Source organism: Pantoea sp. GCM10028869 (assembly GCF_042666835.1).
Classification (GTDB): Bacteria; Pseudomonadota; Gammaproteobacteria; order Enterobacterales; family Enterobacteriaceae; genus Pantoea; species Pantoea leporis.
On sequence record NZ_JBHTGO010000004.1, the window covers coordinates 24,978 to 44,729 of the forward strand.

The 19,752-nt window shown below is 52.0% G+C and carries 26 protein-coding genes; 7 read left to right on the plus strand and 19 right to left on the minus strand.

Translation table 11 applies throughout. The features are described from left to right. Window positions 1–28: 28 nt before the first annotated feature. The 6 genes from speG to ACFQW4_RS11415 are packed head-to-tail and all read right to left on the minus strand — an operon-like array spanning window position 29 to window position 5,553. Window positions 29–574 (minus strand): spermidine N1-acetyltransferase, encoded by a 546-nt coding sequence (speG, locus tag ACFQW4_RS11390; RefSeq protein ID WP_008101618.1) that lies wholly within the window; start codon window positions 572–574, stop codon window positions 29–31. Then, window positions 571–1,263 (minus strand): ABC transporter ATP-binding protein, encoded by a 693-nt coding sequence (locus ACFQW4_RS11395; protein WP_210081444.1) that lies wholly within the window; start codon window positions 1,261–1,263, stop codon window positions 571–573. Before ACFQW4_RS11395 ends, speG begins: the two co-directional genes overlap by 4 nt. Next, the gene (locus ACFQW4_RS11400) at window positions 1,256–2,089 is read right to left on the minus strand and encodes an ABC transporter ATP-binding protein (RefSeq protein ID WP_061718038.1); all 834 of its coding nucleotides are present in this window, start codon (window positions 2,087–2,089) and stop codon (window positions 1,256–1,258) included. Before ACFQW4_RS11400 ends, ACFQW4_RS11395 begins: the two co-directional genes overlap by 8 nt. After that, window positions 2,079–2,936 (minus strand): ABC transporter permease, encoded by an 858-nt coding sequence (locus ACFQW4_RS11405; protein WP_377725416.1) that lies wholly within the window; start codon window positions 2,934–2,936, stop codon window positions 2,079–2,081. Before ACFQW4_RS11405 ends, ACFQW4_RS11400 begins: the two co-directional genes overlap by 11 nt. Then, on the minus strand, window positions 2,933–3,985 hold the full coding sequence (locus ACFQW4_RS11410; protein ID WP_377725418.1) for an ABC transporter permease: 1,053 nt from the start codon (window positions 3,983–3,985) through the stop codon (window positions 2,933–2,935). Before ACFQW4_RS11410 ends, ACFQW4_RS11405 begins: the two co-directional genes overlap by 4 nt. Then, the gene (locus ACFQW4_RS11415; protein ID WP_377725420.1) at window positions 3,985–5,553 is read right to left on the minus strand and encodes an ABC transporter substrate-binding protein; all 1,569 of its coding nucleotides are present in this window, start codon (window positions 5,551–5,553) and stop codon (window positions 3,985–3,987) included. Before ACFQW4_RS11415 ends, ACFQW4_RS11410 begins: the two co-directional genes overlap by 1 nt. A gap of 806 nt (window positions 5,554–6,359) precedes the next feature. Between ACFQW4_RS11415 and mgtA the strand changes: the two genes are divergently transcribed. Next, entirely contained in the window at window positions 6,360–9,083 is a 2,724-nt protein-coding gene (mgtA, locus tag ACFQW4_RS11420; RefSeq protein ID WP_377725422.1) for a magnesium-translocating P-type ATPase, read from the plus strand. 134 nt (window positions 9,084–9,217) lie between these two features. Here mgtA and ACFQW4_RS11425 read toward each other — a convergent pair whose 3' ends face one another. Further along, on the minus strand, window positions 9,218–9,877 hold the full coding sequence (locus ACFQW4_RS11425; RefSeq protein ID WP_008101584.1) for an epoxyqueuosine reductase QueH: 660 nt from the start codon (window positions 9,875–9,877) through the stop codon (window positions 9,218–9,220). 122 nt (window positions 9,878–9,999) lie between these two features. Next, the gene (locus tag ACFQW4_RS11430) at window positions 10,000–10,356 is read right to left on the minus strand and encodes a hypothetical protein (protein WP_101763556.1); all 357 of its coding nucleotides are present in this window, start codon (window positions 10,354–10,356) and stop codon (window positions 10,000–10,002) included. A 224-nt stretch (window positions 10,357–10,580) separates the two neighbouring features. Here ACFQW4_RS11430 and ACFQW4_RS11435 point away from each other — a divergent pair, with 224 nt between their 5' ends. Beyond that, window positions 10,581–10,748, plus strand: a complete 168-nt coding sequence (locus ACFQW4_RS11435; protein ID WP_206098222.1) for a hypothetical protein — start codon at window positions 10,581–10,583, stop codon at window positions 10,746–10,748. Here ACFQW4_RS11435 and ACFQW4_RS11440 read toward each other — a convergent pair. The 11 genes from ACFQW4_RS11440 to ACFQW4_RS11490 form a co-directional block, all read right to left on the minus strand. Then, window positions 10,715–11,569, minus strand: a complete 855-nt coding sequence (locus tag ACFQW4_RS11440) for a PA4780 family RIO1-like protein kinase (protein WP_101763447.1) — start codon at window positions 11,567–11,569, stop codon at window positions 10,715–10,717. The genes ACFQW4_RS11435 and ACFQW4_RS11440 overlap by 34 nt on opposite strands. Before the next feature lie 191 nt (window positions 11,570–11,760). After that, window positions 11,761–12,951 (minus strand): Arm DNA-binding domain-containing protein, encoded by a 1,191-nt coding sequence (locus tag ACFQW4_RS11445; RefSeq protein ID WP_377725425.1) that lies wholly within the window; start codon window positions 12,949–12,951, stop codon window positions 11,761–11,763. Next, window positions 12,915–13,118, minus strand: a complete 204-nt coding sequence (locus ACFQW4_RS11450; protein ID WP_277977003.1) for an excisionase — start codon at window positions 13,116–13,118, stop codon at window positions 12,915–12,917. The genes ACFQW4_RS11445 and ACFQW4_RS11450 overlap by 37 nt, the downstream gene beginning before the upstream one ends. 88 nt (window positions 13,119–13,206) lie before the next feature. Further along, the gene (locus ACFQW4_RS11455) at window positions 13,207–13,356 is read right to left on the minus strand and encodes a hypothetical protein (RefSeq protein ID WP_377725428.1); all 150 of its coding nucleotides are present in this window, start codon (window positions 13,354–13,356) and stop codon (window positions 13,207–13,209) included. 1 nt (window position 13,357) lies between these two features. Continuing rightward, window positions 13,358–13,588, minus strand: coding sequence for an ANR family transcriptional regulator (locus ACFQW4_RS11460; protein WP_377725430.1), 231 nt, complete (start codon window positions 13,586–13,588; stop codon window positions 13,358–13,360). Window positions 13,589–13,763: 175 nt separating this feature from the next. Continuing rightward, complete coding sequence (locus ACFQW4_RS11465; RefSeq protein ID WP_293792597.1) at window positions 13,764–13,973, minus strand: hypothetical protein; 210 nt, start codon at window positions 13,971–13,973, stop codon at window positions 13,764–13,766. Between the two features lie 32 nt (window positions 13,974–14,005). After that, complete coding sequence (locus ACFQW4_RS11470; RefSeq protein WP_293792599.1) at window positions 14,006–14,215, minus strand: hypothetical protein; 210 nt, start codon at window positions 14,213–14,215, stop codon at window positions 14,006–14,008. A gap of 214 nt (window positions 14,216–14,429) precedes the next feature. Further along, window positions 14,430–14,699 carry a hypothetical protein gene (locus ACFQW4_RS11475; protein ID WP_293792601.1) on the minus strand — a complete coding sequence of 90 codons (270 nt, stop codon included), beginning with the start codon at window positions 14,697–14,699 and terminating at the stop codon, window positions 14,430–14,432. Between the two features lie 44 nt (window positions 14,700–14,743). Beyond that, window positions 14,744–14,941 (minus strand): hypothetical protein, encoded by a 198-nt coding sequence (locus ACFQW4_RS11480; protein WP_377725433.1) that lies wholly within the window; start codon window positions 14,939–14,941, stop codon window positions 14,744–14,746. Window positions 14,942–15,022: 81 nt separating this feature from the next. Continuing rightward, window positions 15,023–15,343, minus strand: coding sequence for a hypothetical protein (locus ACFQW4_RS11485; RefSeq protein ID WP_277977008.1), 321 nt, complete (start codon window positions 15,341–15,343; stop codon window positions 15,023–15,025). A gap of 300 nt (window positions 15,344–15,643) precedes the next feature. Further along, on the minus strand, window positions 15,644–16,276 hold the full coding sequence (locus ACFQW4_RS11490; RefSeq protein ID WP_377725434.1) for a helix-turn-helix domain-containing protein: 633 nt from the start codon (window positions 16,274–16,276) through the stop codon (window positions 15,644–15,646). 95 nt (window positions 16,277–16,371) lie between these two features. On the opposite strand from ACFQW4_RS11490, the gene ACFQW4_RS11495 reads away from it, so the two are divergent. From ACFQW4_RS11495 to ACFQW4_RS11515, 5 genes are all read left to right on the plus strand, one after another. Further along, window positions 16,372–16,725, plus strand: a complete 354-nt coding sequence (locus ACFQW4_RS11495; protein ID WP_367117893.1) for a helix-turn-helix domain-containing protein — start codon at window positions 16,372–16,374, stop codon at window positions 16,723–16,725. Further along, a complete protein-coding gene (locus ACFQW4_RS11500; protein ID WP_293792605.1) occupies window positions 16,692–17,021 on the plus strand; it encodes a hypothetical protein in 330 nt (109 codons plus the stop codon). Before ACFQW4_RS11495 ends, ACFQW4_RS11500 begins: the two co-directional genes overlap by 34 nt. Window positions 17,022–17,064: 43 nt before the next feature. Beyond that, on the plus strand, window positions 17,065–17,826 hold the full coding sequence (locus ACFQW4_RS11505) for a helix-turn-helix domain-containing protein (protein WP_377725437.1): 762 nt from the start codon (window positions 17,065–17,067) through the stop codon (window positions 17,824–17,826). Then, window positions 17,823–18,524 (plus strand): replication protein P, encoded by a 702-nt coding sequence (locus ACFQW4_RS11510; protein ID WP_377725438.1) that lies wholly within the window; start codon window positions 17,823–17,825, stop codon window positions 18,522–18,524. Before ACFQW4_RS11505 ends, ACFQW4_RS11510 begins: the two co-directional genes overlap by 4 nt. A gap of 141 nt (window positions 18,525–18,665) precedes the next feature. After that, window positions 18,666–19,661, plus strand: coding sequence for a hypothetical protein (locus ACFQW4_RS11515; protein ID WP_377725440.1), 996 nt, complete (start codon window positions 18,666–18,668; stop codon window positions 19,659–19,661). The last annotated feature ends 91 nt before the right edge of the window (window positions 19,662–19,752 follow it).

Genomic DNA, 19,752 nt, shown 5'->3' on the forward strand with positions numbered 1-19,752 from the left:
GCCGCTACAAATCATTCAACAGTTTGAGTTACTGCGCGGTAGGCTTCACCATCGCATTGGCGCTTTTATGCTGCGCCAGATGTTGCTGCTGGAAAATGCACATGCGGATGGTGTTGCGGTATTCGCCGTTGATGAAAAATTCGTGCTTCAGTACGCCTTCCACCTCAAATCCCAGCTTGGTGTAGATATGCACCGCCTTCTTATTCTCTTCATCAACAATCAGATAGAGTTTGTAGAGATTCAGCACCGAAAAGCCGTAATCCATCGCCAACTTTGCCGCTTTGGTGGCTAAGCCTTTGCCCTGATGGGAAGGATCGATAATGATTTGAAACTCAGCGCGGCGATGCACGTGATTAATCTCGACCAACTCCACCAACCCGGCTTTGTGTCCATCATGCTCCACCACAAAGCGACGCTCGGTTTGGTCATGGATATGTTTGTCATACAGATCCGAAAGCTCAACAAACGCTTCATACGGTTCTTCAAACCAGTAACGCATCACGCTGGCGTTGTTATCTAATTGGTGCACAAAGCGTAAATCTTCCCGCTCCAGCGGACGTAACTTAACCGTCATACGGTGTTCCTTGTTGTTGAATGTTGCTCCACGATGCGGCCCTGCGCCATACGCGCCGCGCGATCGCACATGTGATCGATCACATCCGGATCGTGGCTGACCAGCACCATGGTTAAACCATCTTTTTGCTTTAGATCGTTGAGCAGGTTGAGGATCTCGGCCTGCACCGACATGTCCAGCGCCGAGGTCGGCTCATCCAGCAGCAGGATCTTGGGTTCCAGCAGTAGGGCGCGCACAATCGCCACGCGCTGCCGCTGACCGCCTGAAAGCTGATGCGGATAGCGATCCGCCAGCGCCGGATCGAGCCCGACATGACGGAACCCGGCATTAATGCGGTCGTCGATGTTATCACGTTTGAGCATTTTCAGCGGTTCCGCCAGCGTGCGGCGCAGGCGATGGCGCGGATGCAGCGAAGCGTAGGGATCCTGAAACACCATCTGCACATCGCGGCGCAGCTGGCCGGTAAACACTTTGCCGGGCTGCACGGCGGTGCCCGCCAGCGACATGCTGCCGCTCCAGTGCGGATTCAATCCCGCCAGCACCCACAGCAGCGACGACTTGCCGCAGCCGGACGGGCCAACCAGACCAAAACACTCACCGGCCGCGACCTGCAGCGACACATCGTGCACCACGGTGCGCAGCTCGTAACCTTGCTTGTGCGAAACGCTGAGGTTCGCTAACTCAATCATAATTCTTCTCCAGCGCGGCACGATCCAGCACCGGCAAACGCTCGCCGTGCGTGGCTTTACTCGGACGACAGGCCCACAAGGTGCTGGTGTAAGGATGGCTGGCGTTGGAGAGTTCGGACGCCGGCAAGGTATCCAGCACGCGGCCCTGATACATCACCATCACACGTTCGCAGTGCTCGGAAACCTGTTGCAGATCGTGGCTGATCAGCAGCAAACCCATGTTGCGCTGTTCAACCAGACGACGAATCAGCGCCAGTACCTGATCGCGCATCGCGTGATCGAGCGCCGACGTAGGTTCATCGGCGATCAGCAGTTCAGGATCGGTGATCAGGGCGATCGCCAGCATCACGCGTTGCCCCATGCCGCCAGAAAGTTGATGCGGATAGCGTTTCATCAGCTGACGCGGGTCGGGCAAGCCCACCGCATCCAGCATCTCGCACACTTTCTCTTTACGTTCAGCGCGGCTCAATTTGTGGTGCAGCACCAGCGGTTCTTCCACCTGCCAGCCAATGGTGCGCGTGGGATTAAGCGCATATTTCGGATCCTGCATCACCATCGCTACTTTGCTGCCGCGCAGTTGAATCCAGTCACGCTCGCGCAGGCTCAACGCATCGGTGCCGACAATCTGCAAACGGTCGGCCTGCAAGTGCAGCGAAGGTGACAGCAAGCCCATCAGCGTGCGCGCGGTGAGTGATTTACCGGAACCGGATTCACCCACCAGCGCTACGCGCTCGCGGCCAATTTGAAAGCCGATGTTATCGACCAGCAGCGCATCATCGCTGCGAATCGTCAGGCCTTGTACATCAATTAACAGATCATTTGGCATGACGAGTATCCAGTCGGTCACGCAGGCCATCGCCTGTCAGGTTAAACGCCAGGCTGGCGAACAGAATCGCGCCGCCGGGTGCGGCGGCTACCCACCATTGGTCGAAGATCACTTTACTGCCTTCTGCCACCATCGAACCCCATTCGGCGGTAGGCGGTTGCACGCCCATGCCAAGGAAGCCGAGGCCCGCCGCTGAAAGAATGATTCCGCCGAGGCTCAGCGCGGCACGTACCACCGCCGTTGGCATACACAGCGGCAGAATGTGGCCAAACATCAGGCGTAAACCGGTGATGCCCTGCATGCGCGCGGCGGCGAGATAATCACTGCGGCGCAGCGCCAGCGTTTCCGCGCGCGCCTGACGGGCAAACGGCGGCCAGCTGGTGAGCGCCAGCGCCAGTGCGCCATTCATCAAGCCGGGGCCGAGCATGGCGACCAGCGCCAGCGCGATCACCAGATTCGGCAGCGACAGGAAGATATCGGTTATGCGCATCAACACGCGCTCGGTCCAGCCGCCCACGTAACCGGCGGTGATGCCGACCAGCAGGCCAACCGGAATGGTCAGCACCAGAATCAGTGACACCAACAGCAGCGTGGGGCGCGCGCCATAAATCACGCGTGACAGCAGATCGCGGCCAAAGCCATCGGTGCCAAACCAGTGCAGCGCCGACGGCGCCTGCAAACGCTGGGAGATGATCTGCGCATTGGGATCGAAAGGCGCCAGCAATGGCGCGAACAACGCCATCGCCACCACAATCAGCACCAGCGTCAGGCCGATGGAAAGCGAGGTCACGCGCGCGCGGCGGCGTCGCGGACGCAGCGTTTCCAGTTCAGAGAATTGTTGAGTCATCGGGTTCTCGGATCGGTTAACCAGGTCAGGGCATCGGCCAGCGCGTTGAGCAGAATAAAGCAGCTGCCAATTAGCAAGGTCGAGCCGAGAATCGCCGGTACATCGGAGGAAAACAGCGCGTTAGTCATGTAGCGACCAACGCCCGGCCAGGCAAATACCGTTTCGGTCAGTACCGAACCTTCCAGCAGCGTGGCGTAGGAGAGGGCGATAACGGTAATCAGCGTGCCCAGCACGTTGGGGAAAATATGACGCAGCAAAATGCGGCCACGGCTGGCACCTTTCGCACGCGCCAGCACCACATACTCTTTGCTGCTCTCTTCCAGCAGCGCCGCGCGCAGCAGGCGCGTGATACCCGCCATCGCCAGCAGGCCGAGAATCACCACCGGCAGCCACAAGTGGGCAATCGCATTGCGGAACATCTCGGGATCACCGGACATCCAGCTATCAATTAGCACAAAGCCGGTTTTTGGCTCCAGCGTGTAGATCCAGATGTCATCAAGCTGGCCCGGTCCGGCGGACCAGTGCAGCACGGCATAAAACAGCAGCAAACCCAGCAAGCCGAGCCAGAACACCGGCACCGAGTAGCCGAGCAGCGAAACAAAACGCGCCACGTTATCGATGATGCTGCCCGGCTTCCACGCCGCCATCAGCGCTAAGGCAATGCCGAACACCGCGGCAAAAATCATCGCGCAGGTGGCCAGCTCAATGGTGGCCGGGAAGGTGCGCATCAGATCGGCGCTGACCGGTTGATTGGTCAGATGCGATAAGCCGAGATCGCCGCGCGCCAAATGGCTGATATAGCGCCAGAACTGCACCAGCACCGGCTGATCGAGGCCGAGATCGTGGCGCACCTGCACGTAGGTGGCTTCGCTGGCGTGATCGCCTGCGATCTGTTGCACCGGATCGACTGGCGAAAGGTGCGACAGCATAAAAGTGAACGCTAACAAACCGACCAACGTCACCAGCAGCGAGAGCAGGCTGGTGACGATGTGGCTAACGCGTTGCCAAAGTGGCCGGGCGAACCCGGCCTGTGAAGCTGACACTGCCATTACTTAGAAACCTGCGAGTAATACACCATGTCCGGGTTGATGCCCTGCACATAGCCTTGCAGATTGTCGCGCAGCGCAATCAGGTTTTTCGCCTGCAAGCCAATCACGTACGGCGAGTTCTTCAGCACTTCACGCTGCATCGCCTGATAGAGTTCGACGCGCTTGTTGTTATCGCTCTCGGCGGTGGCGGCCAACGTTTGCTTGTTCAGCTCCGGGATGTGCCAGTCAGAACGGTAAGCCACGGTTTTGCTGCCATCTTCCGGGTTGTAAGCGAAGGACGCGGCGTTGGTGTTGGGATCGAAATAGTCTGCGCCCCAGGCGTTCAGGGTGGCTTCATATTTGTGCGCCTTCACGCGGGTCGAGACTTCAGAGCTCAGGCCAGGTTGCACTTCCACCTTCACGCCGCCTTTGGCAAAGCTACCCTGCAGCGCCTGCGCGATATCGAGGTAAGGCGGCTGGTTGCTGGTGGAAAGCGTGAAGCTGACGTTGGTCAGACCGGCTTTCTTCAGAATCGCTTTGGCTTTTTCAGGATCGTAAGTGTATGGCGTGTCGTTGATTGCGCCGAGGAAGCCTTTCGGCAGGAAGGTTTGATGCACGTCGAACTGGCCTTTCAGCAGGTCGTTAGCGATACCTTTATAGTCGAATAGGTATCGAGCTGCTTCCCACAGCGCCGGGTTCTTCAGCACCGGGTTTTCACCGATGTTGAACTGGATGTAATAGAGAGAAGCCATCGGAATCGCTTCGGTCTTCACGCCCGCTTTGCCTTTCAGCGAGGCGATCTGATCCGCACCGAGGTTACGCGCGATATCCACATCGCCCTGTTCCAGCAGCAGACGACGCGCAGCCGGTTCCGGAACGTTTTTAATCAGGATATTTTTCAGCTTCGGAGCGCCCGCTGGCGAAGTTGGATTCGCGCTCAGCAGAACCGCTTCGTGCAGCACCACTTTACGAATCTGATACGGGCCGCTACCGGCAGAGTGAGTACCGAGCCATGCGTGGCCTAAGTCACCGTTCTTCGCGTTGGCCTGCGCGGTTTTCTCATCAACAATCGAAGAGACCGGCGCGGAGAGCAGGCTGAGCACATACGCCGGGCTGACGTTGGCGCTCCAGCTGATCTGTACGTGGTTGTCATCAACCTTTTTCAGGAAGGTATCGACGTTGTCTTTATTCCAGCCAAGTTGGGTAAGAATAAAGGAGGGATCGAGGTTGAGTTTCACCACGCGACCCAGTGAGAAGATCACATCCTCCGGACGCAGCGGATTGCCGCTGGCGAACTGAGCACCTTTGCGTAGTTCAAACGTCAGGCTGCGATTATCGCTGCCCGCTTGCCAGGACGTGGCCAGCGTTGGCTGCAAATCGGTTGGATTGGTGGGATCGGACTGAACCAGGCGCTGATAAATGTTAGTGAACGCTTGCACCGTGGTGAGCTCGAAGCCCTGCGCGGGATCGAAGCTGTCGGCATCATCGGTAGACTGGGCAATCACCAGCGTATCTTTCGGCGTCGCTGCCTGAACAGAGAAGGCGGCTACCAGCGATAACGCCAGCAGTGATGGAATAATTTTTTTCATGTTGTTTCCTTGCCTAAAAAAAGTAACGCGAGTTTACGAGAGCGCAGCAGTGAAGAATAGTCAATTTCAGGCTATGCATATGCATTAATGATCTAAGACGCATGGTTCAGTTATAAGGGAAAACCGCACAATCCGTAGCGGCGCAATTCATTGCGCAATGTGTGGACGGGCTCTGGGTGCAGGATCGTTAACGCAAAATCGCGCGATTAATCACGCCGCTACGGAATGTGCATGTGAGGTAATATCAACTCAACTGCAACGGAATATAAATGATGGGTGACTAACCGATAATTAACTTTACTTCGTTACTTGCCAGAATATAATGGCCGCAATTTCAAAGCAGGAGAGTTCAGTTGGACAGTCACCCTTTTAGTTGGTATCACAAGGCAAGCTGACGCGCGAACTTTTTTGTCGCTGCTTGCCAACACGGCGGGCAGCAATCCTCTCTTTTCTGATGATTGTTCCCTTTAAACGACATTGTAACGGGCCAAAGCCCGTGGGGATATCATCATGCACATGATTTTTAACACACTTTTCCCTCCGCCTCGATACGCGCGCTGAACTTCAGCGTGCTGATTGGCGCTGCACATTAGACGGCTTTTCGCTGTTCGATTGCGTGGTGTTTACCTTCGTCTTTATTTATTACTCGTTATTTTGCGAGCGACTCTTTTCGTCTTTAATTTCCGGGAGGTGATATGGAAATTCCCGACAGGTTATTTTTAATTTAACAAACGCATTGCCGTTAATTTAATTTGTGTGCCTCGCACGCAGGGATTTTTATTGCCGTAATAAAGAGGAATGTCACTATGACTGACATGAAACTCAACCAGGACAAAAAAGCCTGGAACACCACGCGCCAGCCGCGTCAAAAAACACCGCGTTACCTGATTGAAGATGAAGCCGGTTTTACTGCCGACGAAACGCTGGTGCGTCTGCGCAGCGATGCGCTTGGCCTGAGTGAACGTGAAGCCGAGGCGCGCCTGAATGTATATGGCCGTAATCAGGTCGAACACGACAAAGCGCCACCAGCGTTGTTGCAGTTGCTGCAGGCATTCAACAATCCGTTTATCTATGTCCTGATGGCGCTGGCGCTGGTGAGCTTTTTCACTGATTTCTGGCTGCCGCTGCGCAACGGCGAGGAGACCGATCTGACCGGTGTCATCATCATTGTGACGATGGTAACGCTCAGCGGTTTGCTGCGCTTCTGGCAGGAGTTCCGTACCAATAAAGCGGCGCAGGCGCTGAAATCAATGGTGCGCACCACCGCCACGGTGCTGCGTCGTGAGTCAGCGCAACAAGCGCCGCTCAAACAGGAAGTCGATATCGCCACGCTGGTGCCGGGTGACATCATCTATCTGTCGGCGGGGGATTTGGTGCCAGCCGATGTGCGGCTGCTGGATTCACGCGATCTGTTTATCAGCCAGGCGATTTTGACCGGCGAATCGTTACCGGTTGAGAAGTATGACGTCACCGGCCACGTCACCAGCAAAAGCAGCGGTGCCAGCGAACAGGGCACATCGCTGCTGGAACTGGGCAGCGTCTGCCTGATGGGCACCAACGTGTCCAGCGGCAGCGCCAAAGCGGTGGTAGTGGCAACCGGCAGCGAAACTTACTTCGGTAGCCTGGCGAAATCGATTGTGGGTAATCGCGCACAAACCGCCTTTGACCGCGGCGTCAACAGCGTGAGCTGGCTGCTGATCCGCTTCATGTTGGTGATGGTGCCGGTGGTGTTGCTGATTAATGGCCTAACCAAAGGCGACTGGCTGGATGCTTCACTGTTTGCGCTGGCGGTAGCGGTAGGTTTAACGCCGGAAATGTTGCCGATGATCGTCAGCTCCAACCTGGCGAAAGGCGCCATCGCCATGTCGCGGCGTAAAGTGATCGTCAAACGTCTGAATGCGATTCAAAACCTCGGCGCGATGGATATTCTCTGCACCGACAAAACCGGCACGCTGACGCAGGACAACATCATTCTGGAGCATCATCTGGATTGTGCTGGCGTGGAGAACTCACGCGTGCTGATGCTGAGCTGGCTCAACAGCCACTATCAAAGCGGCACGCTGAATCTGATGGATCGCGCCATTTTGCAGTACGGCAAAAACCGCGTCAGCGAAGCGGTAAGCGATACCTATATCAAAGTGGATGAGCTGCCGTTCGATTTCATTCGCCGTCGCGTCTCGGTGGTGGTGCGCGATCGTCGTCTCAATCAACAGATGCTGATCTGCAAAGGCGCGGTGGAAGAGATGCTGAGCATCGCGACTGCCGAGCGTGAAGGCAAACTGGTGCAGCCGCTGAACGAAACGCGTCGTGCAGAACTGCTGGCGCTGGCACATCAATACAATGAGCAGGGTTTCCGCGTGCTGCTGGTGGCGAGCCGCGTGCTGGCGGAGCCGGGTTTACAGCAGCCGCTGAGCGTGGCGGATGAGCAAGGCTTAACGGTAGAAGGGCTGCTGACCTTCCTCGATCCACCGAAAGAGAGCGCCGCCAAAGCCATCGGCGCGCTGCGCGACAATGGCGTTAGCGTCAAAGTGCTGACCGGCGATAATCCAGTGGTGACCGCGCGCATTTGCCAGCAGGTTGGCATCGACAGCGGCGCGATCGTCACCGGCGACCAAATTGCCCTGATGAGCGACGAGCAGTTGGCAGACGCCGCCGCGCAGAGTGCGGTATTCGCTAAACTCACGCCGCTGCAGAAATCACGCATCCTGCGCGCGCTACAGCAACAGGGCCACACCGTTGGCTTCCTCGGCGACGGGATTAATGATGCGCCGGCGCTGCGTGATGCCGATGTGGGGATTTCCGTCGATAGCGCGGCGGACATCGCTAAAGAGTCTTCCGATATCATCCTGCTGGAAAAAGATTTGATGGTGCTGGAAGAGGGCGTAATGAAGGGACGCGAAACCTTCGGCAACATCATTAAGTATCTGAACATGACCGCCAGCTCGAACTTCGGCAACGTGTTCTCGGTGTTGGTGGCGAGCGCCTTTATTCCGTTCCTGCCGATGCTGGCGATTCATCTGCTGATTCAGAACCTAATGTACGATCTGTCTCAGCTGGCACTGCCGTGGGACAAAATGGACCGCGAGTTCCTGCGTAAGCCGCGTAAATGGGACGCGCGTAATATCAAACGCTTTATGCTGTGGATTGGGCCAACGTCGTCGATTTTCGATATCACCACCTTTGCGCTGATGTGGTACGTATTCGCGGCGAATACGCCAGAAATGCAGTCGCTGTTCCAGTCCGGCTGGTTTATTGAAGGCTTGCTGTCGCAAACGCTGGTGGTGCACATGCTGCGCACGCAAAAGATTCCGTTTATCCAGAGCCGTGCGGCGCTGCCGGTGCTGCTGACCACTGCGTGTGTGATGATCGCCGGCATTCTGCTGCCGTTCTCACCGCTGGGCGCGATGGTGGGATTGGTGCCGCTGCCATGGTCTTACTTCCTATGGCTGGTGGCAACGCTGCTCGGTTATTGCGTGGTCGCGCAGGGCATGAAAATGCTCTACATCAAGCGCTTTGGTCAGTGGTTTTAAACACATGGAGGTGAAATGCGTAACCGCAATCTCAATAAGGTGGTGTTTCACCTGATAATGATGATGGTTGTCATGGTGGTGTTAACGCTGGTGTTTCGTTAATGAAAAAAGGGCAGGATTTCCTGCCCTTTTCTTTACTCTTCGTCGGGCTGATAATACTGCACGCCGATCTCAATGCGCTCGCGGCCGCTAGCTACACGATGGCGATTGCTGTCGCGCAGCGAATAGATGCAGCCGCAATACTCCTGCTGATAGAAACGTTCGCGCTTGCTGATCTCAATCATGCGTGACGAGCCGCCACCTTTCCGCCAGTTGAACTCCCAATAAAGCATATCGGGATAGTGCGCCGCCGCGCGCACGCCGCAGTCGTTGATCTGCTGCATATTCTTCCAGCGCGAAATGCCGAGTGAACTGGTGATCACCGGGAAACCGTTTTCATGTGCATACAGCGCGGTGCGTTCAAAGCGCATGTCGAAACACATGGTGCAGCGCACGCCACGTTCCGGTTCCCACTCCATGCCACGCGCCCGCTCAAACCAATTGTCTTTGTCGTAATCGGCATCAACAAAGGGCACGCCAAACTGCTCGGCAAAGCGGATATTCTCCTCTTTACGCAGCTCATACTCTTTCAGCGGATGAATGTTTGGGTTGTAGAAGAAGATGGTGTAATCGATGCCGGAAGCCAGCATTGCTTCCATCACTTCGCCCGAGCAGGGCGCACAGCAGGAGTGCAACAGGACTTTGTTATGACCGTTGGGCAAGGGCAGCGGCTGGCGGGTAAAGGTGTCAGACATGAGCATAATTGGTTAATGGAGTGTTGGGTAAAGTCTAAGGGGATGGCGTTAAAGATGCAAAGTTGAGGAAAACAGGCAATAAAAAAGGCCGCAAACGCGGCCTCTGGAGTGAGCGACGAACGTTATTCAGTCACTTTCTTTTTCAGATCGCTGGCACCTTCTTTGGTTTTATTCCAGCCTTTCTGCGTGCCTTCTTTGGTGGCATCCCAACCTTTCTCAGAACCTTCTTTGGTTTTATTCCAGGCTTTCTGCGTACCTTCGCTGGCTTTGCTGGTCAGGTTATCGCTTTTACCTTCTGCCGCATGCTTCGCTTTCAGCTGCTGCTCTTTACCTTCGTTCTGCGCCTGATGCAGTTTTTCTTTAGCGGTGTTCGCACCGGCCTGCGCGTTAGCGACAGTTTCATCAGTTGCATGTGTGGTCGCGGCAAAAGCCGAAGATGCCATCAGAACGGCTGACAGTGCAATAATGGTCTTTTTCATAATTCCCTCTTTCATGAAATATGTCGTCTCAGGTAATCATCCTGGCACAGGCCGGGATGGAAAGATTTAAGAATAAACCAGGAATGAAAAAGGTCTAGTTTCGCTGGCAAAATCACCAGTAGATAGCATTTTAGGTTGTTGCAGGAAGGGATAAGAGCCACCTGAGCTGTGGCTCTGCAATATTAATCTGCTATCTGCCTGGCGCAGCATAGCAGTGGCGCAACGTGCAACGGTTGCGTACCGAGGTTGGCAATCAGGGATTGAACGTTACGCTGGTAACGTTGTGGAATCCGGGTGGCAATAAACACGCGATAGCCGAGGCGTTTATCGCCAGCCTGCCTGAGCTGTGGAGCCGCCTCTACTCTTCGTCGCGCTCTTTAGCGGCGCGCTGACGATCATAGAACTCATCTTCGGCGGCGATAATCTCATCCATCAATGAGTTCATATCCACTTCATGCACCTCTTCTACGAAGAGACCGGTGAGCGGCGTTTCTGGCGTCAGCTTTCCATCTTCATATAATTGCCAGATCTCTTTCGCATAGCGCGTTTGCAAAATCTGCGGAGCATATTGCCCGTAATAGGCGGTGATGTTGTTCACATCGCGCTCAAACATCGATTCAGCGTGGTTGTTTGCCGCGGCATCAACCGCTTGTGGCAAGTCGATAATCACCGGTCCGTTGGCATCCTGCAGCACGTTGAATTCCGACAGATCGCCATGAACAATGCCGGCGCACAGCATGCGCACGATATTGCGGATCATGGTATCGAAATCCTTCAGGGCGTTCTCTTCGGTCAGGAACACATCGCTCAGGCGTGGCGCAACCAGACCTTCTGCGTCTGTGACCAGCTCCATCAACAAAACGCCGTCGATGCAAATGTAGGGCTGCGGGACGCGTACGCCAGCATTCGCCAGGCGGAATAACGCATCAACTTCCGCGCTTTGCCAGGTCTCTTCTTGCTGCTTGCGCCCGAATTTCGACCCTTTTTGCATCGCACGTGAATTACGGCTGTTGCGGACTTTGCGCCCTTCCTGATAATGCACAGCCTGCTTGAAACTTCGTTGTGTGGCGTCCTTGTACACTTTCGCACACTGGATTTTGCCGCCCGTTAACACGGTATAAACGTCAGCTTCTTTGCCGCTTCTTAGTCTTTGTAGTACTTCATCTACCAGGCCATCATCGACAAGAGGCTGGAGTCGGTTTGGGATTTTCATGCGAGTCGCCTTGAAAGAGTCCAGATACAAAAAAGCCCGTAAGGCTTGCGCCATACGGGCTCTTAGGACTTCATCGAATGACTCTGGTGATCATCGATGGAGAATTTTGGTGGGCTGGCGGGAGTTGAACACGTCTAAGAACCCCATAATGAGATGAATGGTATATGATTTTTTTTTCTAAGTACACGCGGCTATTCATGCGGCTCCTTTAGAAGGGGCACTGTAAGGCGTATCCCACTCCGGTCTGTGTGTCCGTCATATTCTTCAAGATAGGCCCCATAGTGACGGAAAAGCATTTCCGGGCCTTTGTGCCCCATCTGAGATGCGAGCCAGAACAGATTAGCACCCTGACTTATATGACGCGTGGCGTATGTGTGCCGGGTCTGGTAGGGATTACGGTAACGGATACCGGCTTTTTTGACGGTCGGGACCCAGGCTTTTTTACGGATGGCATCCGCACTGGCCCAGGGCTGACAGGTTTTGGGATCTTCAAAGACAAACTCCCCTTTTTCAAACGTGAACAGTTTCTGGCGGGTGAGCGCAGTGAGCGCGTCACCATTCAGATCGACTTTTCGTTTTCCTGCCCGTGTTTTGGTGGACTTGAGAACGCCGACCACGCTCGCGTTGTGGATGCTGGCCTTTCTTTTGTCGAAGTCGATATCTTTCCAGGCCAGAGCACAAAGCTCTGAGCTTCTCAGGCCGGTATTGATGGCAAAAAGGAAGAGGTTTTCCCATTGCTGGTTGCCGGCCGCCCTGAGCAACGTGCTGACTTCATCAGGCGAAAGCGGGTCAACCATGTAATGACTCTGCTCCGATTGCTGACTCCGGTAGCGTGACGCCTTGATCAGTGACACCGGATTCATCGGGATGACGCCGTCAATCACCGCTTCATCCATTGCAGATCGCAGAAAGGAAAGCTGGTTTCTGATGGTTTTAAGTACGGTGCTCTGATTTTTTATCCAGTTTTTTAACAGAGCAGGGGTCAGGTCTGCAGCACGGACCTCGTGCAGATCCCGCAGTGCTTCCATGCACTTTTTATAGCCTCTGATAGTAGAGGGGGAAAGGTTGCGGGTCTGGCAGATTGCAAGATACTCGCGGAGGTAGTGTTTAATCTGGCTGGTGTGACATGTTTTGCCGAAAATTTTCAGCTTTGACGATTTGGGAAAGTAGTCAGCGTAGTTAAATGCATCGCGCCCAATGTTGTTATAAATCTCCCCTAACAACCTTTCCGCATATTTAATATTCTTCGTATTTGGCGTGAGATGTGAGAGAGGTTCTCTGCATTTGACGCCTTTATAGGTAAACGTAATATTGATGGTCTCTTCGTTGCGATGCCTGCGTATTGTTACACCACGCGGCAATCTGACGTCTGTCGTGCCCATTTATTAACCTCATTTAAATCTATCCAGCGTTCTTTAGCTCCACTGACCTTCAGAACATGTATCCCTTCGCGCCAGAACCCACGCTGTACGCGTTTAGTCACTGCTTCAGGTGTTTCTCCTGTTTCTTTGCAGTACACAGAAATAGGCACGCATTGCAGATTCAGCATATTTACCTCACAGAAAACTCACGTTGATTACGATTGCCCCAAGCAGGATGCCCGGCTGCCGGCCGGGCATGGTTTGACGCCTGTTACATCAGTGCTGGTCATCCCGTCCCTGTTGAAAAACTGACAGGGTGAAATCCAGCTGGATAAGCATGCCCAGAACGACCAGCAGCAATATCACGAACAAATTGCCCATTTCATCGCTAAACAGTCCGGTGAGAATCTCGGTCGATGCCTTCATGTCATAGCTCCTTAATCATTTCAGTCGTGCCCCAGCCACGTAGCTGAGCATTCGCACAGAGTGCCGAACGTTCGCTGGCCCACTGTCTGTTGCAGTCACGGCGCGCCAGTGCAGCAGCTGCAGCCCAGGTTTCGGCTGCGAAATCATAGGCACCTGCTTTTTCAGTTTCCGCAGCAAGTGTGGCCAGCCGCTTAAAAGGGGAGGATTTATGGATTAAAACTTCATTATTCATTGGTGTTTTATCCCTGATGATTGGCTGGTTATGAACACGATTGACTGGAGCGTCGTCGGTAGTACCGTATCGGTTGTGAGAGCATGTCTGAGAGGATCCAACCCTACTTTTTGAACTGAAAGCCGAGGGGTGAAAAGGCCATCCCCATCCGTTAACCGTCCCCGGATCGCCGCCATCATGGTTTTCCTTCCTGTAAAAGAATGCCTATCATCCGATCCAGCCCAACCTGTAAGAGCGGCAAAGGTGGCTGAGGTGGTAATGCTGGTGGAGGGGATGATGTGAAGCTGGCGCTGGACAAAATATTCTCTGACGCAAACTCGATAGAGCGAATGGCGTGAAAAGGGCGAGCTGAAGCGGCATCGCCCCTGATGTTTTGCTGCATCATGGGAAATGTTCCTCTTTCCGGGTAAGACGGTATTAAATCTGGTGGTCGTAATCTGCGTGACTGAGTAGCTCCCAGTTATTGCCGTTGTCTCTGGAGAGCAGACGCCAGCCAGGCGAAACCTGCAGGGTCAGATAGCGGTAACGATAGGTTCTACGGGCGTGGACTGAACCGGATTGCCACTGATTCAGTGTTTGTCTGGCGCGCTGACGAATGCGCACCGGTGTTCGTGGTTTAGCCATCATGTCAGCCTCAGTTCAATTGCGCAGGCTCCAGCCAGCTTCTGCACAAAGGCCCAGTGAATTCCCTCCATGAAACTGATGAACGTCTGACTCCTGTTTAATGAACTCAGGGTGAAGATGAACTGGCCATCTTGAGTGTTAAACCTCATATAGCTTCTCCATTCAGGTATAAAAAAACCGCCTCATAGGACGGTTATTCTCAGCGATAGCTCATGCCTTACTCGCTCCGAGCCCCTTTCTCCTCAGAAACGCCGCAGCAACGACAACTGGGGTTTAAATCGGGGTGGATTGCGAATACAGGGTTTAAGACGGACTGAAGCATTTTATCCAGAGCTCCTACCATGTTGAGCCGGTACGTTTCTGCCTCTGCCTGGCTAACTTTATTACCTTCTTTCAATGCATCGATGTGCTCTACCGATGTCATGACTTTGTTCATCACAACCATCAGCGATTCGGTTACATACTGTGCTGCTTCGCGATTTTGCATTTTGACCTCCGGGTCGAATGAATGCCCTGCCGGGCATGCCTGGGTTAATGGACAATGATGATGCGTGTATGACGTATGAAGTCAGCCATTTCAGTGCCCACGTCTTGCCAGTGAGTCAGTGCCTGAAGCACATCTTTACGTGACTGGCAGTGGCAGGCATTCAGATACGCCTGCACATGAGTGAGCACGAGATGCTGCATTTCTTTGTGAGACAGGGCTTCTGGGGATTTGTCTTTAGACATGGTGTTCTCCGGGTTGAGGGCAATAAAAAACCCGCCGAAGCGGGTTGCTGGACTGGATAGTGTTGAAAGGCCATATGGTTGTTATTTTGCTTTTTTGGTTTGCCTGGCTCGATAACCGGCATGGAAAAAAGCAACCTGTGGCAAACAGCAGTTATCAATGCTGGCACAACACTTAGATGGCTGTATTGCTAAAGCTTTTTCAACGCGTGACAACGGTGGCGCAATAGCATTGTGATTTTGAATTACCTTATGCAGTGGCATTTCCCGTTCAGGCTGAACCGTCACAATGTCCTGATTTTCACGACTATCAAATGCTTCCAACATGCGGCGAAAGTGCCGCCGTGTTCTGGAATTATCTTTAAGGAATGATCTGACAGATCTGCCATAGCTGATATTTGCCATAGGTATCTCCAAAAGCTGCGGACTGCACTGTCGAAACAGCGCACTCAGTAGCTATAGGATTGGTGCGTTCTCGGCACCGGCATAGAGCTTCCCGCTCGTTGTTAAAGAACAGGCAAATCATTTGGTTATAACAATGCATTCTTCAATAAATTGAGGCTTAGTTAGTCAAAAGAATGCTTGATATAGGGATGAAAATACAAATTTGGCTGTATGCTGTCAACAGTTAAAACTGTATTTTTAGGGGCGAGAGAATTTGGTTGCTAAAATGAGGGTGTGTTAATTGCTTTAAGGGTTTGAATTTTAACGTCTTTTACGATAGATCCGTTGTTCGACCATAGTGCCAATAATCTTCGTCATTTGATCAATAACAGTTACAACTGGATAGTCGCTGTTCAGCGGAACTAGAGAATAGCCCGTATTTTCAGGAGAGATACTGTCTAACTCACGGAATTTCCTGAATAAAAAAGCACTCTCAAAATCTGAAGCCACGATAAATTCGCCTGGTGCAGGTTTTGTAAATGTATCTATGATAACTATGTCGCCTTTTTGAAAAGCAGGCTCCATTGACTCATCAGTAATCCTGAAGGCTATCAAACCTTTTGTATCGGCTCTCTCTGACAAAATGAATTCGTTATCCAAGTCAGGGTTTGAAATTTTTTCCTCAAAATCAGGGCTTAACCTTTCAACTCCATTCAGAACAGGAATTACAGATGGAGCGATGGCTTTATCTTCTATGAAAACTCCGCCGTTAATTAACCACTCTGCATTACATTCCAAAGCCTTGGCAATACCATGCAGGTTGCGTGGGAATTTGGTCGTACCACTCTCTAGGCTGGCCCAAGACTGTTGCTTGATACCAGCGCGACTAGCTGCTTCAGTCTGACTGAGGTGTAATTCTAAACGACGCTTTTTGATTCTATTTGAAAGATTCATACACAATTCTCCTTGTATCACATTCTCACAAGTAAAACTGTATTTTACAAACAGCCAAGGCTGTATTATGTTACAGGCAAAACTGTGGAGGTAATGTGGAAAGTATTGCTGAACGAATCAAAGAGAAGCGGAAAAAACTGAAGATGTCCCAAAGAGAACTTGCTGAATTGGTAGGTATCAAGCAGCAATCGATCCATCAAATCGAATCTGGGCTAACCAAAAAACCAAGATTTCTATTTGAAATAGCCTTGGCTCTCAACTGTGAAATCGGCTGGCTATTAACAGGTATTTCCATTCGCTCAACGGTTGTGGAACCAAAGATTAAAGATCAGGTTCATACACTCACGGAGGGTATAAGCGCTCCCTTTTTACACAGGCGATTAATCCCAACCTCAAAGCACCAGGAGACTAAGGAATGCATGACGCAAAATCGCGCAAATGTGCAGTGATGAACAAGATAAGCCAGCGGTTGTTATCGACAGCCCACAAAGCATTGTTGAACACGCGACAAACCGAGGTAGCTAAACGCTTAGGTGTGGCGGATTCGACGATCCTTCGCCGTACTGAAAAATACCCGGAGATTATGGAAACCCTTGCGGCCAGCGGGATTCATGACTTTGTTTTGCCTGGGGAAATGAAAGTGCCTTTGGAGCAATACCGATGGCTGCTGCATGTATCTATTCAGTTCGCGGAGTATGAATTGGATCGAACCAGTACATCACCCAGCGATACTGTTTTTCCCTGACGCCGATCTGCATAACCACCATTCTATTGAAGGAATTGGCTAAATGAGCCGGATAGCAACCGATTGGGTATGGAACCTTGATCTCAAGGCTTCGCAAAAACTTCTTCTCCTTTCTCTGGCGGACAGGGCAGATGAGTACCACTGTTGCTATCCGAGCAATATGAGGCTGATTAAAGATACCGGTCTCGACAAAAAGACCATCGGAAAATGGATTGGCCAGATGATTGAAGATGGTCTTCTTACCGACACTGGTGAACGCAAAGGCGCAACGAAACGGGTCAGAGTTTTGAGGTTGAATGTCGGTTCTGAATGCCCCCAAAAACGGGTTGATTCAGCTCAGGGTAATGAACCCAAAAACGGTAATGTTCCCAAAAACGGGAATATACCCAAAAACGGGTCTTTGAATGCACCCAAAAACGGGTCTTTGAATGTACCCAAAAACGGGTCACAGAATCAGTCATTAGAACCAGTCAAAGAACCTAAAAAAATAACACCCGTTGCTGACGCAACGAATGGGGAGTTCGTGCCGCGATCGCGATACGCATTCGAAGGCAACATCGTGAAGCTCAACCACGCAGACTTCGCATCGTGGCAAAAGCTCTACGCAAACGTGGATCTGGTTTACGAGCTGCAGAAACTCGATATCGAGTTTTCACATGAAAAACCCAAAAACTGGTTTATTGCAGCCAGCCAAAAGCTCAGCTACCAGAACAAACAGGGCGTTTGGCGCTGTCAGCAACCGCCTGAGGGGACAAACCAGCCGCACTGGAACGATCTCAGCGAGTGGGAGAATAATTTCTTATGACGAACCGCGAAGCAGTTTTCGACGCGCAGCAGCAAATGGAAGTCTCAGGCTTGGCAAGCACCTTTTCACCGAAGGACAGCCGTGGCGTTGATTCCTCCGTCGAGCAGCTGGTGGATATTCTCTTCCGCAGTCTGAAGCTGGTATTTCCGGCTTCCATCAGCACCACGCTGAAAGACCCACGGGATGAGGCTGCAGCGAAGCGCCAGTGGATAGCCGCGTTCGTTGAAAACGGCATAACTTCAAAGCAGGAGCTATCGGCAGGGATGAGGCGTGCCCGAGCAAGCGGCTCTCCGTTCTGGCCATCACCCGGGCAGTTCATCAGTTGGTGCAAAGACGGTGAAAGTGGGGCTGCTGGTTTGCCGGATGAACATGCACTGTATGACATGGTTATGCGCTACAGCGCGCGACGTGGTCTGTATGACTCACCAGAGGCGTACCCATGGCAAGCTAATGCCCATTACTGGATGGTAACGAATCTCTATAGCCAGATGCGCGGGAAATGCCTCAGTGAGTCAGAACTGCGTGGAAAATGCCGCACTGAACTGCATAAGATGGCCAAGCGCATTAAGGCCGGCGAATACATTCCGCCGCCTCGGGTGCAGGTTGAAAAGCTGTATGTACCAGTAAGCACCGAGGCAGCACTGGCACATATTGGTCAGATTAAAGCTTTGCTCAAAAACAATTGCATGAAGCATTAGGGCGAACTTCCGGTATGATCAAAGACCGGAAGTTCACAGTTCTCCACAAATATACTGACGTACTGCAAGCTTTAACGCATATTAATCTATGGGAAGCAGAAAAATCACAAGCGCGGCGTTTCATCGAAACAAGGAGATTTCATGGATAATTTAACTAGGAATCAACACTTCATATCTCAGGTTGAGCAGCGTAGTAATTGCATTGATAAGAGCAGACCAAAAGATAAGCAGCGAATCTACAAATTCGAAATTGTAGACCGCGAAAATTACGTTGTTCGCTTGACTGATACTATAGGCGTTAAGATAAAGACAAACCTATCTTTTGATGATCTCTTTAGCTTAGATGTGAAAAGCTCAAAGTTAAGAAAAAATTTAGAGGATTATTTTCAGAGATTTGAAATGGACTTAGTTCAAGCAACTGATCTTCTTATTTCTGAGTCAAAGGTAAATTCTGACGGCGATGTTTTGAGGGACGCCGCTGAACGAGTTTACAAAGCAAAGTTTATGGGGTGGATTAGAAATCCCTATTTAATTGCTAGAACAATAGATATGTTTGTAGGGCTGAAGGGAATGCATCCAACTGATCCTCTTTTACTAACACACTTTTCCGACATTCGCGCGGGAACAAAACCCCATTTGACCGGTGTTTGCGCAATGTTTGGTGTGACTAGTGAGCAGTACTTCCAGTGGTTGGAGATCCTTTTTTTGGCGTTAATGACTCCGCCCGGAGCAACAAAAAGTATCCTAGAGTCTACTATTGAGAAGCTTATTGAGTCGGAGGGAAATATGTGTCATTTGATAGTAGCTACCTTTGACGACATTCCGGGATATAGAGTTTCTTTGCCTGATACAAGCTACCTCCAAGGAACTGATGATCCCAATCATAATATGTTTCTTTTTAATTTGGGTCGAAGCGCATTTGCTGTATTCAATGTGGTGAACTTGTCAAAACAGACCCTTGTAGACATACCGCCGCGAATGATGAAACAAGTAGGGTCATATAACATTTCATTTTCAGCACAGCATCATCATCATAATCTAAGCTTACTTGAACGCTTTAATAAGCTTGCTGCATATCAAGCCCATTCTCATATTTTTTGTGCCGACCCAAATATCTTTGGAGTTACCACTATTTAATGGGAACAATTGCCTTATTTTAGGTTAATTAGTAGCCATGTCCGCCGTTGGCACTTAGCTGAAATTAATATCAACAACCAGTCCTCGACTT

Bases quoted from the DNA above. Each gene is read 5' to 3' on its own strand.
- speG (WP_008101618.1), bottom strand. From the start codon at position 574: ATGACGGTTAAGTTACGTCCGCTGGAGCGGGAAGATTTACGCTTTGTG.
- ACFQW4_RS11505 (WP_377725437.1), top strand. From the start codon at position 17,065: ATGAGCCGGATAGCAACCGATTGGGTATGGAACCTTGATCTCAAGGCT.
- ACFQW4_RS11460 (WP_377725430.1), bottom strand. From the start codon at position 13,588: ATGAATAATGAAGTTTTAATCCATAAATCCTCCCCTTTTAAGCGGCTG.
- ACFQW4_RS11490 (WP_377725434.1), bottom strand. From the start codon at position 16,276: ATGAATCTTTCAAATAGAATCAAAAAGCGTCGTTTAGAATTACACCTC.
- ACFQW4_RS11415 (WP_377725420.1), bottom strand. From the start codon at position 5,553: ATGAAAAAAATTATTCCATCACTGCTGGCGTTATCGCTGGTAGCCGCC.
- ACFQW4_RS11440 (WP_101763447.1), bottom strand. From the start codon at position 11,569: ATGAAAATCCCAAACCGACTCCAGCCTCTTGTCGATGATGGCCTGGTA.
- ACFQW4_RS11430 (WP_101763556.1), bottom strand. From the start codon at position 10,356: ATGAAAAAGACCATTATTGCACTGTCAGCCGTTCTGATGGCATCTTCG.
- ACFQW4_RS11475 (WP_293792601.1), bottom strand. From the start codon at position 14,699: ATGCAAAATCGCGAAGCAGCACAGTATGTAACCGAATCGCTGATGGTT.
- ACFQW4_RS11485 (WP_277977008.1), bottom strand. From the start codon at position 15,343: ATGGCAAATATCAGCTATGGCAGATCTGTCAGATCATTCCTTAAAGAT.
- ACFQW4_RS11465 (WP_293792597.1), bottom strand. From the start codon at position 13,973: ATGATGCAGCAAAACATCAGGGGCGATGCCGCTTCAGCTCGCCCTTTT.
- ACFQW4_RS11405 (WP_377725416.1), bottom strand. From the start codon at position 2,936: ATGACTCAACAATTCTCTGAACTGGAAACGCTGCGTCCGCGACGCCGC.
- ACFQW4_RS11510 (WP_377725438.1), top strand. From the start codon at position 17,823: ATGACGAACCGCGAAGCAGTTTTCGACGCGCAGCAGCAAATGGAAGTC.
- ACFQW4_RS11425 (WP_008101584.1), bottom strand. From the start codon at position 9,877: ATGTCTGACACCTTTACCCGCCAGCCGCTGCCCTTGCCCAACGGTCAT.
- ACFQW4_RS11455 (WP_377725428.1), bottom strand. From the start codon at position 13,356: ATGAAGGCATCGACCGAGATTCTCACCGGACTGTTTAGCGATGAAATG.
- ACFQW4_RS11480 (WP_377725433.1), bottom strand. From the start codon at position 14,941: ATGTCTAAAGACAAATCCCCAGAAGCCCTGTCTCACAAAGAAATGCAG.
- ACFQW4_RS11400 (WP_061718038.1), bottom strand. From the start codon at position 2,089: ATGCCAAATGATCTGTTAATTGATGTACAAGGCCTGACGATTCGCAGC.
- ACFQW4_RS11515 (WP_377725440.1), top strand. From the start codon at position 18,666: ATGGATAATTTAACTAGGAATCAACACTTCATATCTCAGGTTGAGCAG.
- ACFQW4_RS11445 (WP_377725425.1), bottom strand. From the start codon at position 12,951: ATGGGCACGACAGACGTCAGATTGCCGCGTGGTGTAACAATACGCAGG.
- ACFQW4_RS11395 (WP_210081444.1), bottom strand. From the start codon at position 1,263: ATGATTGAGTTAGCGAACCTCAGCGTTTCGCACAAGCAAGGTTACGAG.
- ACFQW4_RS11450 (WP_277977003.1), bottom strand. From the start codon at position 13,118: ATGCTGAATCTGCAATGCGTGCCTATTTCTGTGTACTGCAAAGAAACA.
- ACFQW4_RS11470 (WP_293792599.1), bottom strand. From the start codon at position 14,215: ATGATGGCTAAACCACGAACACCGGTGCGCATTCGTCAGCGCGCCAGA.
- ACFQW4_RS11410 (WP_377725418.1), bottom strand. From the start codon at position 3,985: ATGGCAGTGTCAGCTTCACAGGCCGGGTTCGCCCGGCCACTTTGGCAA.
- ACFQW4_RS11500 (WP_293792605.1), top strand. From the start codon at position 16,692: ATGCATGACGCAAAATCGCGCAAATGTGCAGTGATGAACAAGATAAGC.
- mgtA (WP_377725422.1), top strand. From the start codon at position 6,360: ATGACTGACATGAAACTCAACCAGGACAAAAAAGCCTGGAACACCACG.